The 788-nt window shown below is 45.6% G+C and carries 1 protein-coding gene and 1 pseudogene; both read left to right on the plus strand.

Going from position 1 to position 788, the window contains the following annotated elements; translation table 11 throughout:
- Positions 1 to 36: 36 nt before the first annotated feature.
- Positions 37 to 348 carry a PTS lactose/cellobiose transporter subunit IIA gene (locus R8N49_RS26430; RefSeq protein WP_005461092.1) on the plus strand — a complete coding sequence of 104 codons (312 nt, stop codon included), beginning with the start codon at positions 37 to 39 and terminating at the stop codon, positions 346 to 348.
- 10 nt (positions 349 to 358) lie between these two features.
- Positions 359 to 788, plus strand: a pseudogene (locus R8N49_RS26435) (6-phospho-beta-glucosidase); the annotation flags it as partial.

Here is a 788-nt window from a genome sequence, read left to right on the forward strand (position 1 = left end):
GTTTTACCAAGCAGCCCATATTTCTGGAGAGAGAAAATGGAACAAGAACTGGTTGTAATGGAAATCATCTGCAATGCGGGTGAAGCCAGAAGTTTAAGTTATGAAGCGCTCCGTTTGGCGAGAGAGCAAAAATTTGAAGCAGCAGAAGAGAAATTGTTGCAAGCCAGAGAGTGCATTAACAAGGCGCATTTAATTCAGACGCAACTGATCGAAGAAGATCAGGGGGAAGGCAAAGTGCCGATGACTCTGGTTATGGTGCACGCTCAAGATCATTTAATGACAACGATTCTAGCGCAAGAAATGGCTGTTGAGATTGTCGCTTTGAACAAGCAACTCGCGAACAAGTAAGGAAATCATTATGTCTAGAGAGGCGATCAAACTTGCCATTATTGGTGGTGGCAGTAGCTATACCCCGGAATTGGTTGAAGGGGTAATCAAACGCTTGGATTACTTGCCAGTTAAACAGATTCACTTTGTGGACATAGAATCCGGCGCGGAAAAACTAGAAATCATCAAGGGCTTGGCTCAGCGGATGGTCGATAAAGCGGGCGCGGATATTGAAATTAAAGCTGATTTTGACCGCCGTGCTGCGATCAAAGGCGCTGACTTTGTCATGACTCAATTCCGTGTTGGCGGGCTTGCTGCTCGAGCAAACGATGAAAGAATTCCTATCAAATACGATGTGATCGGACAAGAAACCACAGGCCCTGGCGGATTTGCTAAAGCACTGCGAACCATTCCGGTCATTCTTGATATCTGTAAAGACATTGAAGAGTTGGCTCCAAACG

It is taken from the genome of Vibrio sp. 1978, from assembly GCF_033344345.1.